Genomic DNA, 5,949 nt, shown 5'->3' on the forward strand with positions numbered 1-5,949 from the left:
ATGAAATGTCTGCATAGTTTGGTGCATCGCTCAAGAAATCATCTGACACATTTATTAGATACCTTTATTTATATTGGAGCGGGCCTCTGGAACTTTAAACTCTCATTGAAAACAACAACTTAGGTAGGGAACATGTCTAATAGAAACATCCCGTAGGAAACATCATTTCCCGATTTGGTGCGCCAGATTTTCATGACCTGGGGCACGAACGAGACGGTGGTCAGGGCACCTGCGATTAGCCCCAACGCATTGATGGCTTCCAAGGGCATGGCTGAATGACTTCCTCATCACGGTCAGGGCTTCGCGGTGGAATCAGGGCGGAGATGGGCGACCGTCGGCACCCAACGCCGCCACTCATGAATTACTCGCCTTTGAGACTGGCGTAATAAGCCGCCACATCGTCGATTTGCTGGTCACTCAACGACGCCGCCATGCCATTCATGATGGGTGCGTTGCGGGTCTTGTCGCGGTAAGCCTTCAAGGCGCCAACCAAATAGCCCTTCTTTTGGCCCGCCACATTGGGGAACATTTCGCCACCGCTGATGCCCTTGGCGCCGTGGCAGCCAGCGCAGACCTTCTCGGCCGTTGCCTTGCCAGCTTCCGCGTCAGCCAGAACGACCCCACTCAGGGTCGAGAGAAATAAAGCCGCCAATACGCACAAAATGTTAGGACGCATGATTATTCACTCCTCTCGAAAGAAAGCCCGGCTTCGCACTCATCGGCTGTCGATGATTAGGAAAGACGCGAGCCATAAAACAGGGCCAGGATCGTCAATCCGCCCCGCAGGGTTTTGGTCCGGTGGGGCGGCTACGAAATTCCGTCCGTGTGATCACTTGGCCTGATAAATCACGCTGGGCGTGAAATAGGCCGCCGGGTACTTGGGGTCAGCGACGTGAGCCACCACTGCCGGTTCGCTGGGGGTGGCCGCGTGAATCACGGTCGGCTCGAAATGGGCGGCGGGATACTTCGGGTCAGGCGCATGGGTCTGGGCGGCGGGCGCGGCGACGCTGGATTTGCCAACCAGGGCGGCGTCGCTGTAGATCACGCTCGGCTTGAAGTCATAGGCCGGATACTTGCTGTCCTCGCTAGCCATCGCGGGCGCCGTGATGACGGTGCCTAGGAAAAGAGTCGTCCCAAGAGCTTTCAGATTCGCTTTCATAAATCTCCTCTATTGCTTGCTTTAATTGTGGTTTGGGTGGAAAAACACGAGCATGACATGACGACTGCCCGAATCAAACTCCCGGCGGGAAGTCCCAGATCACCGGCCCATGCCGATTCTCCAGTCCGGGCGGCCATCACCCTTCGTGATGACATTGGTACTTTATCCGAAAACAACGAACTGCGGAATTCACCCGAAGTCCGCGAGGAATCCAATCCCGCCCAGCGGCGGACCACCGGCGTTTCCATCGGCTCCGACTCCGCTCAGCCAATGGGAACGCCGGTAGTCCGCCAATTCCGGGAAATTGCTTTCGGCCACATCCTAAGTCCCGGCGGCCAGCACATCCAAAATCCGCGCCGCCGCCTGGCCATCCCAAAGCTCGGGCCGACGGCCCTGTTTGCCCCGGCCCGCCAGAATGGCCCGCGCCTCCGCCACGATGCGCACCGGATCGACGCCCACCACGGTGTTGGTGCCCTCGGTCACGGTGACGGGGCGCTCGGTGTTCTCGCGCAAGGTCAGGCAGGGCACGCCCAGCGCCGTGGTTTCCTCCTGCAAGCCGCCGCTGTCGGTCATCGCCAAACGGGCGTCCTTGAACAAATTGAGGAAATCCATGTAGGACAAGGGCTGAGTCAAAACCATGCCGCCCGGGACTTCGATTCCGAACTTTTGCAGGTTGCTCCGGGTGCGGGGATGGACCGGGAAAATCAGCGGCAGTTCAGCGGCCACCTCGGCCAAAGCGCCCACGATGCCAGCGAATACCGCCGGATCGTCCACGTTGGAGGGCCGGTGCAGCGTCACCACGCCGTAGTCCGGGCGGCTTTGCTTGAGCGCCGTGGTGCTGAACGACTCCGGCGGCATCCGGCCAATCTTCTCCACTTGATGGAACAGGTTGTCGATCATCACATGGCCGACGAAGTGGATGCTGTCCCTAGGCTTGCCCTCGGCCAGCAGGTGGTTCAAGCCGCTCTTCTCGGTGACGAAGAACCAGTCGGTGATGGCGTCCGTCACCAGGCGGTTGATTTCCTCCGGCATGGCCCTATCGCCGCTGCGCAGGCCCGCCTCGACGTGGGCCACCTTGATGTGCAGCTTCTTGGCGACGATGGAGCAAGCCAGGGTGGAATTCACATCGCCCACCACCATGACGATGTCGGGCCGGTCCTTGAGGCAAATCTCCTCGAAGCGGACCATGATCTTGGCGGTCTGCTCGGCATGGGAGCCGCTGCCGACCTCAAGGTGGTAATCGGGCTTGGGGATTTCCAGTTCCTCGAAAAAAACGTCGCTCATCTCCTTGTCGTAGTGCTGGCCGGTATGCACCAGCTTGGTCTCGAAAGGGTAAGCGCCGCGCCGCAGCTCCCGCATGATGGGGGCGATCTTCATGAAGTTGGGGCGGGCACCGGCGACGATAAATAGCTTCTTCCTGGCTTCGGGCGAATTCACGGGCAAAGGCTCCTTGGGGGTTGAATCGAATGCGTTCATCGTACTTGATCGAAGCCGAATTGCGGCAAAAACAAAGGGATAACACCCCCTCAAGGAATGTTATCCCTAACCAGCGCCGAAACGCTATCCGTTAAAACAACCCAAAAATCCGCCCGTTATCATCCACATCAATATGCTCCGCCGCCGGTTTCTTCGGCAGGCCCGGCATGGTCATCATGTCGCCCGCGATGGCGACGATAAAGCCCGCGCCGTTGGCGAGCCGCACCTCGCGGATATGCACGGTATGGCCGGTGGGCGCACCCTTAGCACCGGGGTCGGTGGAAAAGGACATCTGGGTCTTCGCCATGCAGATAGGGTATTGGCCGTAATCCACGTTCCAGGTTTCCAATTGCTGCTTGACCTTGGCCTCGGCGGTCACTTGACCCGCGCCATAAATCTTGGTGGCGATGGTTTCGATCTTCTGCCACAACGATGCGCCGTCGGCATATACGAACTGATGCTGGCCGGGCCGCTCGTCCACGATGGCGGCGACGGTACGAGCCAGTTCCTCAGCGCCCGCGCCGCCATGCGCCCAATGCTTCGCCAGCACCACCGGCACGCCCAGCGCTTCGCATTTCTCCCGCAGCAGGGCGACTTCCGCCTCGGTGTCGAAGGTGAAATGGTTGATGGAGACCACGCACGGCAGGTGGTAATGCTCCTGGATATTGCGGACGTGCTTCTCCAGGTTCGCCAGTCCTTTTTCCAACGCGGCCAGATTTTCCTGATTCAGCTCTTCTTTCTTCACGCCGCCGTGGAACTTGAGCGCCCGGATGGTCGCCACCAACACCACCGCCGCCGGCTCCAGTCCCGCCATCCGGCACTTGATGTCGATGAACTTCTCCGCGCCCAGGTCGGCCCCGAAGCCGGCTTCAGTCACGACATAATCAGCCAGCTTGAGCGCCGTCTTGGTGGCGGTGACGGTGTTGCAGCCGTGGGCGATGTTGGCGAAGGGACCGCCGTGGATGATGGCGATGTTGTTTTCGAGGGTCTGCACCAGATTCGGCTTGATGGCGTCCTTGAGCAGCGCGGCCATGGCCCCGTGGGCGTTGAGGTCGCGGGCGTAGATGGGGGTTTTGCCGTCGGCCTTGTAGCCGATGATGATGCGGCCCAGGCGCTCCTTCAAATCCTTGAGTCCGGTCGCGAGGCACAGGATCGCCATCACCTCGGAGGCCACCACGATGTCGAAACCATCCTCGCGGGCGTAGCCGTTGCCGGGTCCGCCCATGCCGATGACGATCTTGCGGAGCGCCCGGTCGTTCATGTCCACCACCCGCTTCCACTGCACCCGACGCGGGTCGATGTGGAGTTCGTTGCCGTGGGTGATGTGGTTGTCGATCATCGCCGCGAGGAGGTTATGGGCCACCCCGATGGCGTGGAAGTCGCCGGTGAAATGCAGGTTGATGTCCTCCATCGGCACCACCTGGGCATAACCGCCGCCCGCCGCGCCGCCCTTCACGCCGAAGCACGGCCCCAGGGACGGCTCACGCAGGCACATGATGGTTTTCTTGCCGATGCGGTTGAGCGCGTCGCCCAGGCCCACCGTGGTGGTGGTCTTGCCCTCGCCCGCCGGGGTCGGGCTGATGGCCGTCACCAGCACCAGCTTGCCGTCCGGCTTGGCCTCTAGCGATTTGATGTATTCCAAGGACAGCTTGGCCTTGTAGTGGCCGTAGGGGTCGAGATGCTCCGCCGGGATGCCCAGCTTTTCTTTCGCCAGGTCGATGATAGGCAGCATTTTGGCTTGTTGGGCGATTTCGATATCGGACATCGGGGTTCCTTTATGAATGGTCGTTGATGTTGAGGCGTGATTGTGAGAATCGCGGGGGCGGAACCCGCCATGTGTTCAAGGATGAGGATTCTACCAAGTTGGCGAATGCTAAGCAGCACGCCAGAAAATCAACCGTATCCATACCGAAACAAAAAGCATCTACAAGCCATTTAAAGACTCCTGATGGAGACACCTTAATCGGCGGTAGAGTAAATGAACCGCCTGAACCACCAGCCAACCGGGCGTTGAAACGCCCGGCTATGCTCATAAGGCCGCTGCGCGGCCCCACCTATCCGAGTCGGAATTCTGGAGATGGGTTTAATTGATTTATCCCGTTGGGAGCGCGGGCCTCTGGCCCGCGAGCGGGAACCAGACGCAATTCTGTAAAAATCTACACTTGCAAGCCCCTTGACGCCCCTTATTGGCGCAAGCCCGCCCGCATCGGTGCGGGTGGTCCCACCCGGCCTTCAACCCACCGATTTAACCGCCCCGCCCCGCCATGGCCCACCCCCCCGTGGCATGGTTTCTGCTGAACCAGCATCAACACACCACGCCGCGCACCAAACATGGCGGCGACGCACCCCGGCGGGATGCGGCGGTTTTTTTGAGCAAGGAATCAAGTCACTAAGGGGAAACGGTTTTGGCGATACTCGCAGGCATCGAACACAACACATATTACCGGTACGACCGGCCCGTCACGCTCTCGCCCCACGTCGTCCGGCTGCGTCCCGCGCCCCATGCGCGGACGCCCATCCACGAATACCGACTCCACATCGAACCGGCCAACCACCGGATTTACTGGCAGCAAGACCCCTTCGGCAACACCATCGCCCGGGTGGTGTTCCCGGAGAAGGTCGAGGAGCTGAGGGTCGATGTGCATCTGGTGGCGGAAATGACCGTCATCAATCCCTTCGACTTCTTCGTCGAAAGCTACGCCGAGAATTACCCCTTCGAATACGATCCGCTGCTGCGCCACGAACTGGAGCCATACTTCGAACTCACCGAAAGCGGCCCCCACCTGATGGCTTGGCTGGCCGGGGTCAATCGCGACAAGCGCCGCATCGTCGATTTCCTGGTGGGGCTCAACACCCGGCTGCAACACGCCATCGGCTACACCATCCGGCTCGATCCCGGCATCCAGACCTGCGAGGAAACCTTCGGCAAAGGCACCGGCTCTTGCCGCGACACCGGCTGGTTGCTGGTGCAGATTCTGCGTCATTTGGGGCTGGCGGCGCGGTTCGTGTCGGGCTATCTCATTCAGCTCACCGCCGACCAAAAATCCTTGGACGGCCCCTCCGGTCCCGAACAGGACTTCACCGACCTGCACGCCTGGGCCGAGGTCTACATCCCCGGCGCGGGCTGGATCGGGCTGGACCCGACCTCCGGCCTGTTCGCGGGCGAGGGCCACATCCCGCTGGCCTGCACGCCCGACGCGGTGAGCGCCGCGCCCGTCACCGGCTTCTCCGACAAATGCGAAGTGTTGGAATTCGAGCACGCCAACATCGTCCGGCGCGTCCATGAAGACCCCCGCGTGACCAAGCCCTACACG

General features: G+C 60.6%; 6 protein-coding genes. 1 reads left to right on the forward strand and 5 read right to left on the reverse strand.

All coding sequences use genetic code 11. The annotated features are described in order from the left end of the window. Window positions 1-119: 119 nt before the first annotated feature. From ACXWUF_RS16685 to ACXWUF_RS16705, 5 genes are all read right to left on the reverse strand, one after another. Window positions 120-269, reverse strand: a complete 150-nt coding sequence (locus ACXWUF_RS16685; protein ID WP_458495771.1) for a SemiSWEET family sugar transporter — start codon at window positions 267-269, stop codon at window positions 120-122. Between the two features lie 92 nt (window positions 270-361). Then, window positions 362-676: a c-type cytochrome gene (locus ACXWUF_RS16690; RefSeq protein WP_458495772.1), complete on the reverse strand. Its 315-nt coding sequence runs from the start codon at window positions 674-676 to the stop codon at window positions 362-364. 153 nt (window positions 677-829) lie between these two features. Beyond that, window positions 830-1,159, reverse strand: coding sequence for a hypothetical protein (locus ACXWUF_RS16695; protein WP_458495773.1), 330 nt, complete (start codon window positions 1,157-1,159; stop codon window positions 830-832). Between the two features lie 321 nt (window positions 1,160-1,480). Further along, window positions 1,481-2,596, reverse strand: coding sequence for a non-hydrolyzing UDP-N-acetylglucosamine 2-epimerase (gene wecB, locus ACXWUF_RS16700; protein ID WP_458495774.1), 1,116 nt, complete (start codon window positions 2,594-2,596; stop codon window positions 1,481-1,483). A gap of 130 nt (window positions 2,597-2,726) precedes the next feature. Further along, a complete protein-coding gene (locus tag ACXWUF_RS16705; protein WP_458495775.1) occupies window positions 2,727-4,400 on the reverse strand; it encodes a formate--tetrahydrofolate ligase in 1,674 nt (557 codons plus the stop codon). Window positions 4,401-5,040: 640 nt separating this feature from the next. On the opposite strand from ACXWUF_RS16705, the gene ACXWUF_RS16710 reads away from it, so the two are divergent. Continuing rightward, on the forward strand, window positions 5,041-5,949 hold a 909-nt coding region (locus tag ACXWUF_RS16710), incomplete at its 3' end, for a transglutaminase N-terminal domain-containing protein (RefSeq protein ID WP_458495776.1).

Source organism: Methylomagnum sp. (assembly GCF_054333355.1).

Coding starts and splice junctions, on each gene's coding strand:
- ACXWUF_RS16685 (WP_458495771.1), bottom strand. CDS start 269: ATGCCCTTGGAAGCCATCAATGCGTTGGGGCTAATCGCAGGTGCCCTG.
- ACXWUF_RS16690 (WP_458495772.1), bottom strand. CDS start 676: ATGCGTCCTAACATTTTGTGCGTATTGGCGGCTTTATTTCTCTCGACC.
- ACXWUF_RS16695 (WP_458495773.1), bottom strand. CDS start 1,159: ATGAAAGCGAATCTGAAAGCTCTTGGGACGACTCTTTTCCTAGGCACC.
- ACXWUF_RS16705 (WP_458495775.1), bottom strand. CDS start 4,400: ATGTCCGATATCGAAATCGCCCAACAAGCCAAAATGCTGCCTATCATC.